Here is a 17,731-nt window from a genome sequence, read left to right as displayed (position 1 = left end):
AACAATGCGAATTAAACCTGACGATAATTGGCGCTGGTATTTTGATGAAGAGCACGATCGTATGATGCTCGATTTAGCCAATGGCATGGTATTTCGCTCCCGATTCGCCCGTAAAATGCTGACGCCCGATGCGTTTTCCCCGTCTGGTTTTTGTGTTGATGACGCTGCGCTTTATTTCTCCTTCGACGAAAAATGCCGCGATTTAGAATTATCTAATGAGCAACGCGCCGAGCTGGTGCTCAACGCGCTGGTGGCAATCCGTTTTCTTAAACCGCAAATGCCAAAAAGCTGGCACTTTATGAGCCACACTTCCCCGTGGACGCCTGGCGTGGGCGACGGGGCCTGCGTCTGGTTAAGCGATACGCACGAGTGTGTGAATTTGCTGGTGGTTGAGCCGGGCGAGAACGCGACGCTCTGCCTGCTGGCTCAGCCCGGCGTGGTGATTGCCGGGCGCATGATGCAGCTGGGCGATGCGATCAAAATTATGAACGACCGCCTGAAGCCGCAGCTTAATGCCGCAAGCCTCGCTTTCGAGCAGGCTGTTTAAGGTTCCAGCCGCAGCGACGTTTTCGGTACGCAGCTGCAACTGAGGATGGTGCCATCCTCACCCAACGCTGATTGCTTCAGCGCACTCACTTCGCCTTCCACTAAACGTATCCTGCAGCAGCCGCAGATGCCTGCGCGGCACGAGTAGGGCACGCGGATCCCCTGATTTTCCAGCTGCTCAAGCAGCACCTGCTGGTTGTTACCGCGAAAGGTCTGCCCCTGCCACTCAATATCCACGGTACCCGCGGGTTGCACCTCCGGCTCGAGCGCTTCAACGACCGCACCCGCGCCATACACCTTCGCCGGAGCGGTGGCCAGCACCGCAACCTCATCGCCGGTGCGGATGACGCCGCTATTGCGGGCAATTAAATTCTGACCGAAATCGACATCGCCATTATCCTGTGCCGTCCGAAATTTTTGCAGCGTGGCGAGTGGCTCACCGGCAGGGTGTTTCTGGCCGCGCTCGGGGCTGACGGTGGTGAAGATGCAGCGGCTGCAGGGTTTAACCACGTCAAACACCACATCGCCAATGCGTAACACCTTCCAGGTATCTTCCTCCCACGCCTGCGCACCGGTCACCACCAGGTTGGGGCGAAACTGCTCCATCTGTACGCTGGCCGGACACCGTTTTTGCAGATCGCGCAGCGAGGCTTCATTGGTTAACAGGTAGGGAAACCCATCGGCAAAGGAGAGGGGAACCCCTTCATAACGCTTTACGCGGCGGGTCGGATTGGGGCCTACCCAGCGCAGCTGCACCTCGCGGTCGAAAAAGCCGCTCAGCCACTGGTTAATGGCCGCAGGCGCAATCAGCGCTGTGAAGTGATTACCCCACACCTCTGTGGGCGCAGCTTCGGGTGCAAAATCAGCAAAGCGGATCACCGCGCTGCTGCCGTCGGGCGCGCTCAGATGCAGACCATCGGTTAAAGGCGAGGGCAGAAAACGCACCATCTGCGGAAACTGACGCGCGGTAATAAAGGTGCCATCAGGTTGCGTGACCATAAAAACCCGATCAAACGCGAGGCCGCTGGCATCGGCAAGAGCATGCGTCAGGCCAATGCCGCGCATGGATTTCACCGGATGGATATAAAGACGTGAAAGCGTAGGCACGTCTTCCTCCCTGTTAGACGAAAATAAGCCCCCAACTTTATGACATGAGGGCGAGATTAGCTATAATGCGCAACAATTTTCGTAGAGTGTAAGTGACATTATGATTTCTCTGTTTGCCAGTACGGCCCGTGGGCTGGAAGAGCTGTTAAAAACTGAACTTGAAAAACTCGGCGCCGTGGAGTGCCGCGTCGTTCAGGGTGGTGTCCATTTTGAAGGCGACACGCGGCTCCTGTACCAAAGCCTGATGTGGAGCCGCCTGGCCTCGCGCATTATGATGCCGCTGGGAGAGTGCAAGGTCTATAGCGACCTTGATCTCTATCTCGGCGTGCAGGCGATCAACTGGACAGAGATTTTCAACCCTGGCGCGACCTTTGCCGTGCACTTCAGCGGCCTGAATGATGAGATCCGCAACAGCCAGTACGGCGCGCTGAAAGTAAAAGATGCGATTGTCGACAGCTTTACGCGTAAAAACCTGCCGCGCCCGAACGTCGAGCGTGAAATGCCGGATCTGCGCATTAACGTCTGGCTGAACCAGGAAACGGCGCATATCTCTCTCGATCTGAGCGGCGAAGGCCTGCACCTGCGCGGCTACCGCGATCGTACCGGCATCGCTCCTATTAAAGAGAACCTGGCCGCCGCAATCGTGATGCGCTCTGGCTGGCAGCCGGGTACGCCGCTGCTCGATCCGATGTGCGGTTCCGGGACACTGCTGATCGAAGCCGCCATGGCGGCAACCGATCGCGCGCCTGGCCTGCATCGTGGCCACTGGGGTTTTAGCGGCTGGGCGCAGCATGATGATGCCATCTGGGGCGAAGTGAAAGCCGACGCGCAAAACCGCGCGCGCCAGGGGCTGGCTGCCTATGAGTCCCGTTTTTATGGATCTGACAGCGATGCCCGTGTCATCGAAAATGCCCGTAAAAACGCCCGTCGCGCCGGAATTGGCGAGCTGATTACCTTTGAAGCCAAAGATGTCGCGCAGCTCAGCAACCCCATGCCGCAAGGCCCTTACGGCACCGTTATCAGTAACCCGCCTTACGGCGAGCGTCTGGAGAGCGAACCGGCGCTGATTGCCTTGCACAGCCTGCTGGGTCGTCTGCTGAAAGCCCAATTTGGCGGCTGGAACCTGTCGCTGTTTAGCGCCTCGGTTGATCTGCTTAACTGTCTGCAACTGCGCGCCGAGCGCCAGTTCAAAGCCAAAAACGGCCCGCTTGACTGTGTGCAGAAAAACTACCATCTGGCGGAAAATAGTGGCGAAGCCAAAGCGCCTGCAATGGCGGAAGATTACGCTAACCGCCTGCGTAAAAACGTTAAGAGGCTGGAGAAGTGGGCGCGTCAGGAGGGGATTGAGTGTTATCGCCTGTATGATGCCGATCTCCCGGACTACAACGTTGCTGTCGATCGCTATGCCGACTGGGTGGTGGTGCAGGAGTACGCCGCGCCGAAAACCATCGATGCGCAAAAGGCGCGTCAACGCCTGTTCGATATTATTGCCGCTACCATTCATGTGCTCGGTATTGCGCCTAACAAACTGGTGCTGAAAACCCGTGAGCGCCAGAAGGGGAATAATCAGTACCAGAAGATGAATGAGAAGGGCGACTTTATCGAGGTGAGCGAATATAACGCGCGCCTGTGGGTCAACCTGACAGATTACCTTGATACGGGCCTGTTCCTCGATCACCGTATTGCCCGCCGCATGCTGGGCCAGATGAGCAAAGGCAAAGATTTCCTCAACCTCTTCGCCTACACCGGCAGCGCCAGTGTTCATGCGGGCCTGGGCGGCGCGCGCTCCACTACCACCGTAGACATGTCCCGCACCTATCTGGAGTGGGCGGAGCGTAACCTGCGCCTCAATGGCCTGAGTGGCCGTGCGCATCGCCTGATCCAGGCGGATTGCCTCGGCTGGCTGCAGGAGAGCGATGAGCAGTTCGATCTCATCTTTATCGATCCGCCGACCTTCTCCAACTCCAAGCGTATGGAAGAGTCTTTTGATGTGCAGCGCGATCATATGCGCCTGATGGAAGACCTGAAGCGTCTGATGCGTAAAGGAGGCACCATTATGTTCTCCAACAACAAACGCGGTTTCCGTATGGATCTCGACGGGCTGGCGAAGCTGGGGCTGAAAGCACAAGAAATTACCCACAAAACGCAGTCGCAGGATTTTGCCCGCAACCGTCAAATCCACAACTGCTGGCTGATTACCGCAGCCTGAAAGGATAAATAGATGTCATTAATTAGTATGCACGGCGCGTGGCTCTCATTCAGCGATGCACCGCTTCTTGATAATGCGGAACTGCATATCGAAGAGAATGAGCGCGTCTGTCTGGTTGGTCGTAACGGCGCAGGCAAATCGACGCTGATGAAGATCCTCAACCGGGAAGTAAATCTCGATGATGGTCGCATCGTTTATGAACAGGATTTAGTCGTTGCGCGTCTGCAACAGGATCCGCCGCGCAATGTGAGCGGCAGCGTCTACGATTTCGTTGCCGAAGGTATCGAAGAGCAGGCAGAGTATCTCAAGCGTTACCACGAGGTCTCTCACCTGGTGATGACCGATCCGAGTGACAGAAACCTTGCGGAACTGGCGCGCGTGCAGGAGATGCTGGATCACCACGGCCTGTGGCAGCTGGAGAACCGTATTAATGAAGTGCTGGCGCAGCTCGGCCTGACGGCCGATATGTCGCTCTCAGCGCTCTCAGGCGGCTGGTTGCGTAAAGCGGCGCTGGGGCGTGCGCTGGTGAGCGGGCCGCGCGTGCTGCTGCTTGATGAGCCAACTAACCACCTGGATATTGAAACCATCGACTGGCTGGAAGGGTTCCTGAAATCCTTCGGCGGCACCATTATCTTTATTTCGCACGACCGTTCGTTTATCCGCAATATGGCGACGCGCATTGTCGATCTCGATCGCGGCAAGCTGGTCTCCTATCCGGGCAATTACGACCAGTATCTGCTGGAGAAAGAGGAAGCGCTGCGCGTAGAAGAGCTGCAAAATGCCGAGTTCGACCGCAAGCTGGCGCAGGAAGAGGTGTGGATCCGCCAGGGCATCAAAGCGCGCCGTACCCGCAACGAAGGGCGCGTGCGTGCGCTGAAAGCGATGCGCCGCGAGCGTAGTGAACGCCGTGAGGTGATGGGCAGCGCAAAAATGCAGGTCGAGGAGGCCTCCCGCTCCGGTAAGATCGTCTTCGAGCTGGAACATGTTAACTACGGCGTTGACGGCAAAGCGCTGGTGCGCGACTTCTCCACCCAGGTGCAGCGCGGCGATAAAATTGCGCTGATTGGCCCGAACGGCTGCGGTAAAACGACCCTGCTGAAGCTGATGCTGGAACAGCTGAAAGCGGATAGCGGTCGCGTTCACATTGGCACCAAGCTTGAAGTGGCCTATTTCGATCAGCATCGTGCCGAGCTGGATCCCGACAGAACCGTGATGGATAACCTGGCGGAAGGTAAGCAGGAGGTGATGGTTAACGGCAAGCCGCGCCATATTCTCGGCTACCTGCAGGACTTCCTGTTCCATCCGAAACGGGCGATGACGCCGGTGCGGGCGCTGTCGGGCGGGGAGCGTAACCGCCTGTTGCTGGCGCGGTTGTTCCTGAAACCCAGCAACCTGCTTATCCTTGATGAACCAACCAACGACCTGGATGTTGAAACGCTTGAGCTGCTGGAAGAGCTGATCGATAGCTATCAGGGCACTGTGCTGCTGGTGAGCCATGATCGTCAGTTTGTTGACAACACTGTGACCGAATGCTGGATCTTTGAAGGTGAAGGGCGTATTGGACAGTATGTTGGTGGCTATCACGATGCGCGTGGCCAGCAGGCTGCTTCGCAGGCGTTTAAACAAACCGCTGTGCAGAAAAGTGCCGAGGCGCCAGCCGCCAAAGCAGAAACTGTTAAACGCAGCGCCAACAAACTAAGCTATAACCTGCAGCGTGAGCTGGAACAGCTGCCGCAAAAGCTGGAACAGCTGGAAGCAGAGCTGGAAATGTTGCAGGCGCAGGTGGCCGATGCGAATTTCTTCAGCCAGCCGCACGATCATACGCAAAAAGTGCTCGCTGACATGGCGTCTGCCGAGCAGGCACTGGAAGCGGCGTTTGAACGCTGGGAGTATCTGGAGGCGCTGAAAAACGGCGCATAGAGGAAAGCGGTATGTGTGAACACCACCACCATGGCACTCGCCACATTCTCTGCTCGCAATGTGACATGCTGGTGGCGTTACCGCCCCTGCAACATGGACACCGGGCGGCGTGTCCGCGCTGCGGCACAACCCTGACGACCGAATGGAAAGAGCCGCGGCAGCGTCCGACGGCTTACGCCCTTGTCGCCCTGTTTATGCTGCTGCTCTCCAATCTTTTCCCCTTCGTCAATATGCAGGTGGCGGGCATTGCCAGCGAGGTGACGCTGCTTGAGATCCCAGGCGTCATGTTTTCAGAAGATTATGCCAGCCTTGGCACGCTCTTCCTGCTTTTCGTACAGCTTGTGCCTGCCTTTTGCCTTGTCACTATCCTGCTGCTGGTTAACCGGGTGCGGATGGATTTTCGCCTCAAAATCGCGCTGGCGCGGGTGCTGTTTCAGCTGAAAAGCTGGGGTATGGCAGAGATTTTTCTTGCCGGCGTGCTGGTGAGCTTCGTTAAACTGATGTCCTATGGCGATATCGGCATCGGCAGCAGTTTCATTCCGTGGTGTCTCTTCTGCCTGCTGCAGCTGCGCGCGTTTCAGTGTGTCGATCGCCACTGGCTGTGGGATGACATCGCACCAGCGCCTGCGCTTGAGCAACCGCTTCGTGCGGGCATCACCGGGCTCCGTCAGGGGCTGCGATCCTGTCCCTGCTGCACGGCGATAGTGCCGATGGATAATCCGGTTTGTCCGCGGTGCCATACGCGCGGCTACGTCCGGCGACGGCACAGTATTCAGTGGACGCTGGCGCTGCTGGTCACGGCGATCATGCTCTATCTGCCGGCCAATATTTTGCCGATCATGATAACGGATCTGCTGGGCGATCCTACGCCCTCGACCATACTCGCGGGGGTGGTGCTGTTATGGAGCGAGGGCTCTTATCCCGTGGCGCTGGTGATTTTTATCGCCAGCATTATGGTGCCAACGCTTAAGATGATTGGCATTGCCTGGCTCTGCATTGATGCGAAGGGCTATGGCAGACGCGACAGCGAACGGATGCACTTTATTTATGAAGTGGTCGAATTTGTCGGCCGCTGGTCAATGATCGATGTTTTTGTTATTGCGGTGCTATCTGCGTTAGTTCGCATTGGCGGGCTGATGAATATCTATCCTGCAATGGGTGCGCTAATGTTTGCGCTGGTCGTTATTATCACGATGTTTGCGGCGATGACTTTCGACCCGCGTCTCAGTTGGGATCGGGAGCCACAAACGCACCATGAGGAGTTGTCAGAGCATGGAGAATAAACAGGGGGAAGCCCAGGTGCAAAAAGTAAGGAACTGGTCGCCGGTCTGGATTTTTCCGATCGTGACTGCGCTGATTGGCGCCTGGATCCTCTTTTACCACTACAGCCATCAGGGGCCGGAAGTGACACTGATCACCACTAATGCAGAGGGCATTGTCGGCGGAAAAACGCCGATTAAAAGCCGCAGCGTGGATGTCGGCGTCGTAGAGAGTACAACGCTGACCGATGATCTAACCCACGTGGAGATCAAAGCGCGACTCAACTCCGGCATGGAAAAACTGCTGCATAACGACTCAGTATTCTGGGTGGTAAAACCGCAGGTGGGGCGTGAGGGGGTCAGCGGCCTCGGAACGCTGCTCTCGGGCGCCTATATTGAACTACAGCCTGGTGCCAAAGGCAGCGTGCCCGATCAATATACCCTGCTGGATGCCCCTCCGCTGGCACCGCCGGATGCTAAAGGGATCCGTGTGATCCTCGACAGCAGCAAGGCGGGGCAACTCTCACCGGGCGATCCGGTGCTGTTCCGCGGCTATCGCGTGGGTTCTGTTGAAACCAGTAACTTTGATACGCAAAAGCGGACCATGACCTATCAGCTCTTCATCAATGCGCCGAACGACCGGCTGGTGACCAGCAATGTCCGTTTCTGGAAAGATAGCGGTATTGCTGTCGATCTCACCTCTGCCGGCATGCGTGTTGAGATGGGGTCGCTGGCCACGCTGTTTGGCGGCGGCGTCAGTTTTGATATCCCGGATGGGCTGGACCTGGGCCAGCCGGTAGCGGAGAAGAGCGCCTTTAAACTGTATGACGATCAGCGCAGTATTCAGGACTCGCTCTATACCGACCATGTTGACTACCTGATGTTCTTTAAAGACTCAATTCGCGGTCTGCAGCCGGGTGCGCCAGTGGAGTTCCGCGGTATTCGACTTGGAACCGTGAGCAAGGTGCCATTCTTTAACCCTGGCATGCGCCAGGCGCTGAACGATGATTACCGCATTCCGGTTCTGATCCGCATTGAGCCTGAGAGGCTGGCGAATCAGCTGGGTCAGGATGCGGATATGACCGCGCACATGAAAGAGCTGCTTAATCGTGGCCTGCGCGCTTCGCTGAAGACCGGTAATATTGTGACCGGCGCGTTGTATGTCGATCTCGACTTCTACAATAATGCGCCGCCGATAAAAGAGTTCACTCAGTTTGAGGGCTACCCAATAATCCCAACGATGAGTGGCGGTCTGGCGCAGATTCAGCAGCGACTGATGGATACGCTGGATAAGATTAACAACCTGCCGCTCAATCCGATGATTCAGCAGGCGACAAACACGCTGTCGGAGAGCCAGCAAACCCTTAAACGTCTGCAGGCAACGCTGGATAACCTGAATAAATTGACCGCCAGCCAGTCAATGCAACAGCTTCCGGCCGATATGCAATCCACACTGCGCGAGCTTAATCGCAGCATGCAAGGCTTCCAGCCGGGGTCGGCCGCCTATAACAAGATGGTGGCAGATATGCAGCGTCTGGACCAGGTGTTACGGGAGCTTCAGCCGGTGCTGAAGACGCTGAACGATAAGAGCAATGCGCTGGTATTTGAAGCGAAAGGGAAAGACGATCCGCAGCCGAAGAGGGCGAAACAATGAGAAAGAGCGCACTGGCGATGCTTGTCCTGTTATTAGCCGCCTGCAGCAGCGGCGGCGATAACAAAAGTTACTATCAGCTTCCATCGCCGGCGGTAACCACGACGCAGTCGATGACCGGGCAGACGCAGGGTAACCGCCAGCTATGGGTTGAGCAGGTCTCAGTACCGGACTATCTGGCCGGCAATGGCGTAGTGTATCAAACCAGCGATGTGCAATATGTCATTGCCAACAACAATCTCTGGGCCAGCCCGCTCGATCAGCAGTTACGCAATACGCTGGTGGCGAATCTGGGCAACGCCTTACCCGGCTGGGTTGTGGCATCGCAGCCGCTGGGTAGTGAGCAGGATACGCTGAACGTGACGGTAACCGGTTTTCATGGTCGCTATGACGGGCGGGTTGTTATCAGCGGCGAATGGTTGCTTAAGCATCAGGGCAGTTTGATTAAGCGACCATTCCATATTGAGCTCAAACAGCAAGAAGATGGTTACGATGCGATGGTGAAGACGCTGGCGCAGGGGTGGCAGCAGGAAGCCGTCGCTATCGCCGCGGAGCTCAAGCGATTGCCATAAGTAGATTTAATGATCAAACAAGCCGCAGCGGGTTTTTGCCTGCCGCGGCTTTTTTTGTTTTTGAGCTCAGAAACTTAGTCAGAAGTATGTCTGTTTCTTGTACAAATGAATTTCTGTCCAGGTCACATTTATGACACTGGCGTGAATTTTGCGCATTGACGACGCGGTCTAATCAAGGTATTTGTGACCTGTGGTTGCACATTAAGTGACCACTGTTTTCTTTTCCACCAGATAAAAGAATGAGGGAAACGAGGCATGAAGAGACAAAAACGCGATCGCCTGGAACGGGCACATCAACGTGGTTATCAGGCTGGTATTACGGGGCGCTCGAAAGAGATGTGTCCGTACCAAACCCTGAATCAAAGGTCCGAGTGGCTTGGAGGCTGGCGACAGGCCATGGAGGACAGGGCAGTGACTGCCTGATTCTGTCTCTTTAGAAAAAGAAACCTCCGCATTGCGGAGGTTTCGCGTTTTGGCAAGGGCTACGCTGCTATCAGAAAGCAGAGGTATCCTGGAATAGACCAACTTTCAGATCGGATGCGGTGTAGATAAGACGATCGTCAACCAGCACTTCGCCATCAGCCAGACCCATGATCAAACGACGATTGACGATGCGTTTGAAATGAATGCGGTAAGTGACTTTTTTCGCTGTAGGCAGAACCTGACCGGTAAATTTCACTTCACCTACGCCAAGCGCGCGGCCTTTACCTTCGCCTCCCAGCCAGCCGAGGTAGAAACCAACCAGCTGCCACATGGCATCAAGACCGAGGCAGCCCGGCATAACCGGATCGCCGATAAAGTGGCAACCAAAGAACCACAGATCCGGATTGATATCCAGCTCAGCTTCAACGTAGCCTTTATCGAAGTTACCGCCGGTCTCAGACATTTTGACCACACGGTCCATCATCAGCATATTCGGAGCCGGTAATTGCGGGCCTTTTTCGCCAAACAGTTCGCCGCGACCAGAGGCAAGAAGATCTTCTTTTGTATAGGATTCGCGTTTATCTACCATGTTCTTAATAAGCCTTATTTGTAATTTCGCACGCAGGATAGCTAACACGTGTACGCTGAACAAGTCCGATCAGTTAACAGCGAACTAGTTTAGCCAGCGTAACGGCCAGGGAAAGCGATGGCGAGACTCTTGTTGCGTTGCCTGCGCGATACGTTCGAGAATAATTTGCTTAAGGTTGGTTTGCCCCTCAGCATCCCATGCAAGACCCATCAATAAGGGTAGCGCATCTATCACATCATCCACGGCCCAGATGGAAAATTGCTTCGCCTCAATGGCGTCAAGCAACTCCTGGCGTAAACATAAATGCCGAACATTGGCGGAAGGGATAATAACCCCTTGCTTGCCTGACAGCTCTCGTTGCTGGCAGATAGCAAAAAAGCCTTCAATTTTTTCGTTTAAACCACCGACTGGCTGGCAACGACCAAACTGATCAACTGATCCAGTAATAGCAATGCATTGATTAACCGGTACCTCGGCCAGCGCACTGATCAGCGCGCAAAGCTCAGCCATGGAGGCACTGTCGCCATCTACTTCGCTGTATGACTGCTCAAACGTGAGCGAGGCAGAAAAGGGGATTTGCTGATCCAGATCCAGTTCCGACATCAGGAATGCCTGCATGATCATCATCCCCTTCGCATGGATGTTGCCACCGAGCTCCGCTTTACGTTCGATATCATTGAATTCACCGTCGCCGATATGCACAACGCAGCTGATGCGTGAGGGTTCGCCAAACGCACGCGGGTGGCCCGGGAATTCAATCACGGAAAGAGCATTGACCTGGCCGATACGTTCACCTTCGGTTTCGATGAGGATCTGCTCGAGGAGGATCTCATCCTGCATGCGCTCAGCAAGGAATCCTTCTCGCCACTCACGCTGAGCTAACATTGAGGTCAGGGCATCGTTATCAAAGGTGTCGTCAGCGGTTAATGCCGCAACTTCACGCAGTTGTCGTGAAAGCCACAGCGGGCAGAGCGGCAAGGTTTCCTGATCGCCGGTAAAACGCACGGCTTCACGAATTAACGTTTCCCAGGCATCTGCTGCCGGGGTCGGTAACTGTGCAGCATAAGCGGTTTGTTCAACCCACTGCCGCCATACGCGCAGCGTGTCACTGTCTGTAACCTGGAGAGTCTCTTCGTATTCGCTATAAATCGCCTGTGCTGCAAGTTCCGGCTCCATCTCCTGGAACTCTGCCAGCGAATCGCGCTCACCGACCAGTACAATTTTCAGGTCCAGTGGCATTGCCGGTACCGACACCGGGAGCGGGCGGGATTCATCAAACGAAACCCAGTGGAAACGACGCTGAGTCACCATAGTTTTCAGGCGCATCCATAACAGAGGCTGGGCTAACAGCGGACGCAACGAAATCAGCAATACACCGCCGTTTGCCTGATGGACCAGACCCGGCTGAAGAGTAATTTCTTGATTAAACTGACGCAGGCAGCCAAAAAGCTGCTCGGCTTCAACCCAGTCAGCAACCACAACAGGTTGCTTACCGACGAAGTTACTCCGGGTATCAGTGGTGGGTTCGAAACGCACTGTTGATCCGGTAATATCGTACTGCCCGCCTGCAGGAGTGTAAGCGGCAGGTAAAAGCGAGGTAAGAGCGTCACCAATAATCGTGAGATATTCGGCTTCTTCTGGCGCTTTTGTCAGTAAAAAGCGTGAGGTCGCGCGCGGGTAGAGCAACTGCTCAAGCGCATAGTGCAATCGGGGCTGAGTATCGGCCAGTGAGAAGTCCGTTTCGCGCGCTAATGCGGACGATTCAAACACGTCCTGATAGCTGTCTGTATCAGGAACCAGGTCGTTCCATTCAAGTTTTGTAGTGGTCAAAGTCGTTTTTTTAGTCAGCTGTAAAAGGCGCGATTATACCGTAAACGCTGGCGCATCACACAATGATTACCACTTTCGGCCTGCCTTATCCGGCAGATCGGATGTTCATGGTGATTTCTTCTGAGCAGAGTCTTAAAAAACTGATATTCTGGACTCAGTTACGCGGTTACGTTGAGAGAGAAATGAAATATCAACAACTGGAAAATCTCGAAAGCGGCTGGAAATGGAAGTATCTGGTTAAAAAGCACCGTGAAGGGGAGTTAATCACACGCTATGTGGAAGCGAGCGCGGCTAAAGAGGCCGTCGATAATTTATTGACCCTCGAAAATGAACCCGTGCGCGTTAACGCCTGGATAGAGCGGCATATTAACCCGGCGTTGATTAACCGAATGAAGCAGACTATCCGTGCACGTCGTAAACGGCACTTCAATGCTGAACATCAGCATACCCGTAAGAAATCAATCGACCTGGAGTTTGTCGTCTGGCAACGACTGGCGGGACTGGCACAGCGCCGCGGGAAGACGCTTTCCGAAACGATTGTCCAGTTGATTGAGGATGCGGAGCATAAAGAGAAGTATGCGTCGAAAATGTCGACCATAAAGCATGACCTGCAGGCCCTGCTCGGCAAAGAGTAGTCCCCGGCGTTCCTGACTCCTTCCCATATCCAAACGCTACATAATAAAAAACCCCGCGCAATGGCGGGGTTTTTTCTGACGGAGAACTTAAGCCTGCGGCTGAGTTACAACGTCTTTGATACCTTTAACTTCGATCTCAACGCGACGATCCGGACCCAAGCAATCGATCAGAGCAGCGCGTGCTTTCACGTTGTCACAGGTGTTGCCGGTAACCGGGTTGGATTCACCCATGCCACGTGCGGAGATTTTGTTAGCCGGGATACCTTTGGAAACCAGGTAATCAACAACGGACTGAGCACGTTTTTCAGACAGACCCTGGTTGTAAGAGTCAGAACCGATGCGGTCGGTGAAGCCCAGAACCACTACGGAACCGTCTTTCGGATCCAGGTTGCTCAGCTGGCTGTACAGCTGATCCAGTGCCTGCTGACCTTCCGGTTTCAGGGTGGCTTTGTTGAAAGTGAACAGAACGTCAGACTTCAGAGTGAAGTGCTTGGTCTGTACTTCCGGAGCCGGAGCCGGAGTCGGAGCAACTACCGGTGCGGAATCTTCCTGCTGACCGAAACGGTAAGCAACACCTAAGCTCAGCAGACCGTTGTCCGGACGACCACCAACGGTGTTCGCGTCACCAATGTTGTTGGTCCACTGGTATTCCAGACGGGTAGCGATATCACGGGTAACTGCCCACTCAACACCACCAGCGAAGACCGGAGAAACGCCGGTATCGTGATCTTTGAAGCCCTGGTTGTTTTTAGCGTCTGCACGCCAAACCATACCACCCAGACGGGTGTACAGATCAACGTCATCAGCAATCGGGTAACCCAGTTTAGCGGTCAGCTGAACGCCCTGAGCTTTGAATGCGCCGTTTACATCGCTGCCTTTGTACGGCATGCGACCCAGCCAGTCATAGCCCATTTCAAAGCCAACGTACGGGTTAACCTGATAACCACCGAACGCACCAGCGCCTAACTGGCTCTCGTGAGTCGGGCCATTGTTAGGGATCTGGTTGTTACCAACATCGTGGAACTGAGACCAGCCCAGTTTAGCACCGGTGTACCAGGTGTTATCTTTCGGAGCGGCCTGCGCTACGGTAGCGAAGCCAGCCAGTGCCACTGCAATCGCGATAGCTGTCTTTTTCATTTTTTGCGCCTCGTTATCATCCAAAAATCGCCATGGAAATCTCGTCGAGAAGTCACGGTTAAATCCTTCACCGGGGGCATTGCTCACTGACAACTCTGCAGATATCTTTACCGATATCTTTGGCTTATGCCGAGCACCCCTGGCGATGTAAAGTCTACAACGTAGTTGGAAACTTACAAGTGTGAAGTCCGTCAGGCATATGAAAAAAAAGGCTTTGTGTACACAAAATTTAACATTTGTGCGCAAATATCGTTCATCATTGATGAGTGGCAAACCACGCCGCACAAGCTTTGCGGCTCTATTTACCTAATAAATAGGGGGTGCTGACATATGCGAAAAATAATCCCAGGAATACTCCTAAATTTACTCAATGATACAAATTTGAGTGAATTTTTATCCCGGAAAGCTGTCTCGCAGCGAGGGGATTGCGTCGAATCGGACGCATAACAAAGCCAATTGCATTCCCTTCTTCGGCTGCCGATGCCAGGCGGCGATGCTCATCTTCCGTCAACTCCTCGGTATGCCAGCCGATGACAACGCTGAAATTACCGGTACGTAACGCGCGGATCATTGAGTCCAGCGTGGCGCCCGGGGAGAGTTGATTAATCTGCATCACTTTTGTCAGCGGCAAACCCGCAGACTGAACCCATTCACGGCTTAATTTTTGTTGCGGCGTTAACCACAGCTGCCAGCGTGACTGCTGACCAAGCTGCTGCAGTAATGGCAACAATAATAACTGGGTCATCATGGGCTGGTCTTCATGGTAAACCACTTCGCTGATAAGCCCGGTAGCAAGAGCATTGGATTCGCTCTGGTTTAAGGTGTTAAGCGCGGAAGTGGATGTTTTCGAACGATTTGCATAGCCTGAAGTGTGCATAAGCAATCCAGCCCTCTGAGTTACTGTATAAACATACAGTACCTGCGCAGTGTTTAAAGATCAACCTCAATTTCTGAAAGCATCTCGCATTTTTGTTTTGTGCCTGCGGTTCAATACAAAATTTGCTTGCCGTCGCGCGCGCAGTTGCCTATGTTCCTGATTACTGGATCCGCTCATGGGAAAACGCATTACCAGGTGATTTATAAAGGAAAAATCATGGAAGACTTATCTTATCAACGGATATATCAATCGCGCGAATATCTCACTTCACTCGGTCAAATTAGCCATCGCGCCCACTTTGGTGGTTATAGCCTTGCAGTGGATAACATCGTTTTTGCGATGATAGCCGAGGGGGAACTTTACTTACGCGCCTGTGATGAAAGCGCGCAGTATGATGTAGTCCGGCGTGCACCACTTTTAAGTCTCAACAAGCGGGGGCGTCAGATATCGTTAAATTATTTTTATGTCAGCGACAGTGTATGGGGCGACCGCGGCTTGCTGCTTAAGCTCTCTACCCTTGCGCTTAATGCAGCAAAACGGGAGAAAGCGCAGCGCGAAAAACTTTTTCGTCTGCGCGATCTGCCTAATCTTTCCAGTCAACTTGAGTTTCAATTGCAGCAGGCTGGCATCAAAGATGTACAAATCCTGCGGCTACTTGGCGCGAAAGTTTGCTGGCTCCGGCTTCGGAAAATGAACAAACAACTCAGTGTGAAGGTGTTATTTGCACTGGAAGGGGCCATCGTCGGCCTTCATGAAGCAGCGCTTCCGGCAAGTCGACGCCAGGCGCTGCTTGAGTGGTCCAATGATGTGATGAATAAAGGAGCTAATCCTCTCTAGACTATTTGGCTTTTTAAACGAGAAACCTCCGGCAATAACGCTATCAACAGACCAATCTGTTGTAATACAAGCGGCTCTTTGCTTTCAGGTCGCGGATCCAGTTGCTTGATGCGCTGCGATAAATCAGCAAGCGCATCCTGCACCCGCCCCTCATCGGCAGGGGAGTGGTGGAGCGCATCGTCCACATAACACACTGCGTCATCCAGTAGGCGCAACACTTCAGGCTGGGTTAACTGCTCGCGATGAGCACCCAAAGCAGAAATGTAGCTTATAAAAGTCTGATTAAGGCAAAGCAATCTGAATGCCATTTCACGAAGCTCAGGTGAGGTACCTGGTTCCGAAGACATATTGGACACGACCGAAGCCAGTTCGGCATCGCGGTTGTAAGCGCTACGCCTGGCAATGCGATAGGCAAGCCGGTTATCACGCCCCTGATGATACTGCTCAAGAATCGCATCAAGGTAACGGCAGTTAGCGTTGAAAGCCTTCTCCGTGACGCTTGCGAGGTTCCTGAAGTGCCAGTCTGGCCAGATAAAACTCACTGCCGCCCAGGCAATAGCGCAGCCAATCAACGTATCAATGATGCGTGGGATCGCCACCTCGAACCCTTCGCCAAGCAGGTTGAAACAGAGTAATACCAGCAGCGTGATGAACATTGTGGCATGAGCATATTGCACCGTGCGGAATGAGAAAAAGAGTACACCTGTAATAACAATAAGCAGTAACTGCCCCTCCTGCGAAGGGACAAAATAGAGCACCGGCAAACCTATAGCGACACCTGTCAGCGTGCCGATGACGCGCAAGCTCAGACGGTGGCGCGTAGCATTGTAGTTTGGCTGGCAAACGAAAAGGCTGGTTAACAGGATCCAGTAGCCATGTTCTAAACCGGTGAGGTGGATAAAGGCGTAGCCGATACAGAGTACGGCCGACATACGCACCGCATGGCGAAAGAGGGCTGACTCAGGTGTCATGTTTTGGCGTAAACGTAACCAGACGTCATGCAGGCCGTTCAAACTGTCGTCTGCGAGCTGATTTTCCGTCTCGCCATTAGCCTGTGGATGAGGCTGCCCTGATTCAATCGCTGCCAGTTGTGCATCGATCGCACGCAGGTTGTCGAGTAAAAAACCGAGCGCTTTTACATGTTCGGGGGCCGTTTCTCCGCTGCCTTTGATCCGCGCCAACGCAGCATCAAGGTGAAGAAATACGCCTTCAAAACGGCTGTCATGCTGATAGGGTTCACGAAGCAAAATCGCGCGGGAGAGCTGCATACAAGCCTGCGACTGCATAAAAAGTAGGCGCTGAAAGCGGAACATAACGTCGCTATAACGAAAATGCTCGCGCAGGGTTTGATACTGAATATGCGATGAACTCGCACGTTCATGAATATCTTGCGCCGCAAAGTAGTAATGCAGCGCCTGACGCGTACTTCGCTGCCCACGATCCCCTCGTAAACGGGTGAGCATTGTGCTCTTGGTCTGATTAAGTGTGGTGACCAGTTGGCTGTTTGATAAGGCGAGTTCATATAAAGGCGCCTGGCTCGCTTCCTCAATATCAGGATCGAAAAGGCGTGACTTCAGTTTCAGATAGTGCGCAAGCTGCTCATAGCAGCGCGCCAGGTTGTCTTGCAACGCGCGAATGGGAAAAACCAGATGCCCGACCAGCGTCAGAAAGTTGAACCACACGGCGCCAGCCAGCAACAGCAAAGGTTGCTGATACCAGTGCTCGAACAGCGAGACGCCCAGCATGGTATACACGGCAATCAGCAGCGCGCCGAAGGCAATAGTGGCATACCGCTGACCTAACCCACCTAACAAGATAAAGCCGATAGTTGAACTTACCAGGCCTGGCGCGAATAGCCATGGCCAGGGGAACAGCAACTCTACCGATGCTGAGGCGATGAAAAACGAGACCAGCGTGATGACCAGGTTTTTTAACCGTCCGGTAAGACGGTCATCGAGGTCAGCCAGCGCCGCTGCCACCACGCCAAGAGTTAATGGAATGGTCAGTTTAACTTCGCCAAGGTGCCACGGTAACGCAACAGTGCCGCAAAGAGCGATAAAGATCCTGACGTTATAAAGCCAGGCGCTGTTCCATGTGTAACGGCGAAGAAAGGGGCTCAACATAGGCTAGGGGATCCGT

General features: G+C 54.0%; 15 protein-coding genes. 9 read left to right on the top strand and 6 right to left on the bottom strand.

Features of this window, described 5'->3' with window-relative positions; genetic code table 11:
* Window positions 1-4 precede the first annotated feature (4 nt).
* Window positions 5-547 carry a cell division protein ZapC gene (zapC, locus tag PU683_RS16605; protein ID WP_277173384.1) on the top strand — a complete coding sequence of 181 codons (543 nt, stop codon included), beginning with the start codon at window positions 5-7 and terminating at the stop codon, window positions 545-547.
* On the opposite strand, the gene PU683_RS16600 is transcribed toward zapC, so the two are convergent.
* A complete protein-coding gene (locus tag PU683_RS16600) occupies window positions 544-1,653 on the bottom strand; it encodes a YcbX family protein (RefSeq protein WP_277173382.1) in 1,110 nt (369 codons plus the stop codon). The genes zapC and PU683_RS16600 overlap by 4 nt on opposite strands.
* Before the next feature lie 100 nt (window positions 1,654-1,753).
* On the opposite strand from PU683_RS16600, the gene rlmKL reads away from it, so the two are divergent.
* The 6 genes from rlmKL to rmf all read left to right on the top strand — a co-directional run bounded on the left by rlmKL (window position 1,754) and on the right by rmf (window position 9,687).
* The gene (gene rlmKL, locus PU683_RS16595; protein ID WP_277173380.1) at window positions 1,754-3,862 is read left to right on the top strand and encodes a bifunctional 23S rRNA (guanine(2069)-N(7))-methyltransferase RlmK/23S rRNA (guanine(2445)-N(2))-methyltransferase RlmL; all 2,109 of its coding nucleotides are present in this window, start codon (window positions 1,754-1,756) and stop codon (window positions 3,860-3,862) included.
* A gap of 12 nt (window positions 3,863-3,874) precedes the next feature.
* Window positions 3,875-5,782: an ABC transporter ATP-binding protein gene (locus tag PU683_RS16590; RefSeq protein WP_277173378.1), complete on the top strand. Its 1,908-nt coding sequence runs from the start codon at window positions 3,875-3,877 to the stop codon at window positions 5,780-5,782.
* 11 nt (window positions 5,783-5,793) lie between these two features.
* The gene (gene pqiA / locus PU683_RS16585; protein WP_277173376.1) at window positions 5,794-7,065 is read left to right on the top strand and encodes a membrane integrity-associated transporter subunit PqiA; all 1,272 of its coding nucleotides are present in this window, start codon (window positions 5,794-5,796) and stop codon (window positions 7,063-7,065) included.
* Window positions 7,055-8,695 carry an intermembrane transport protein PqiB gene (pqiB, locus tag PU683_RS16580; RefSeq protein ID WP_277173374.1) on the top strand — a complete coding sequence of 547 codons (1,641 nt, stop codon included), beginning with the start codon at window positions 7,055-7,057 and terminating at the stop codon, window positions 8,693-8,695. The genes pqiA and pqiB overlap by 11 nt, the downstream gene beginning before the upstream one ends.
* A complete protein-coding gene (gene pqiC / locus PU683_RS16575; RefSeq protein WP_277173372.1) occupies window positions 8,692-9,264 on the top strand; it encodes a membrane integrity-associated transporter subunit PqiC in 573 nt (190 codons plus the stop codon). Before pqiB ends, pqiC begins: the two co-directional genes overlap by 4 nt.
* A 255-nt stretch (window positions 9,265-9,519) precedes the next feature.
* Window positions 9,520-9,687 carry a ribosome modulation factor gene (rmf, locus tag PU683_RS16570; RefSeq protein WP_023481470.1) on the top strand — a complete coding sequence of 56 codons (168 nt, stop codon included), beginning with the start codon at window positions 9,520-9,522 and terminating at the stop codon, window positions 9,685-9,687.
* Between the two features lie 70 nt (window positions 9,688-9,757).
* Here rmf and fabA read toward each other — a convergent pair whose 3' ends face one another.
* Entirely contained in the window at window positions 9,758-10,276 is a 519-nt protein-coding gene (gene fabA, locus PU683_RS16565; RefSeq protein ID WP_023481591.1) for a bifunctional 3-hydroxydecanoyl-ACP dehydratase/trans-2-decenoyl-ACP isomerase, read from the bottom strand.
* Window positions 10,277-10,360: 84 nt separating this feature from the next.
* The gene (locus tag PU683_RS16560) at window positions 10,361-12,106 is read right to left on the bottom strand and encodes a Lon protease family protein (RefSeq protein WP_277173368.1); all 1,746 of its coding nucleotides are present in this window, start codon (window positions 12,104-12,106) and stop codon (window positions 10,361-10,363) included.
* A 182-nt stretch (window positions 12,107-12,288) separates the two neighbouring features.
* Between PU683_RS16560 and matP the strand changes: the two genes are divergently transcribed.
* Window positions 12,289-12,741 carry a macrodomain Ter protein MatP gene (gene matP, locus PU683_RS16555; RefSeq protein WP_277173366.1) on the top strand — a complete coding sequence of 151 codons (453 nt, stop codon included), beginning with the start codon at window positions 12,289-12,291 and terminating at the stop codon, window positions 12,739-12,741.
* An 87-nt stretch (window positions 12,742-12,828) separates the two neighbouring features.
* Here the strand turns inward: matP and ompA are convergent, their stop codons facing one another.
* Window positions 12,829-13,878, bottom strand: coding sequence for a porin OmpA (gene ompA, locus PU683_RS16550; protein WP_277173364.1), 1,050 nt, complete (start codon window positions 13,876-13,878; stop codon window positions 12,829-12,831).
* A 367-nt stretch (window positions 13,879-14,245) separates the two neighbouring features.
* Window positions 14,246-14,755, bottom strand: coding sequence for an SOS-induced cell division inhibitor SulA (gene sulA, locus PU683_RS16545; RefSeq protein WP_277173362.1), 510 nt, complete (start codon window positions 14,753-14,755; stop codon window positions 14,246-14,248).
* 216 nt (window positions 14,756-14,971) lie between these two features.
* Here sulA and PU683_RS16540 point away from each other — a divergent pair, with 216 nt between their 5' ends.
* Complete coding sequence (locus tag PU683_RS16540) at window positions 14,972-15,592, top strand: TfoX/Sxy family DNA transformation protein (RefSeq protein ID WP_277174319.1); 621 nt, start codon at window positions 14,972-14,974, stop codon at window positions 15,590-15,592.
* Here PU683_RS16540 and yccS read toward each other — a convergent pair.
* A complete protein-coding gene (gene yccS / locus PU683_RS16535; RefSeq protein WP_277173360.1) occupies window positions 15,589-17,715 on the bottom strand; it encodes a YccS family putative transporter in 2,127 nt (708 codons plus the stop codon). The two genes, PU683_RS16540 and yccS, sit on opposite strands and share 4 nt — an antisense overlap.
* Window positions 17,716-17,731: the final 16 nt, after the last annotated feature.

Origin of the sequence: Candidatus Kosakonia sp. 282A-S69, from assembly GCF_029433855.1 — a bacterium.
Classification (GTDB): Bacteria; Pseudomonadota; Gammaproteobacteria; order Enterobacterales; family Enterobacteriaceae; genus Kosakonia; species Kosakonia cowanii_A.
Note: the sequence above shows the minus strand (reverse complement) of the source record. Positions and strands in the feature narration are given on the sequence as shown.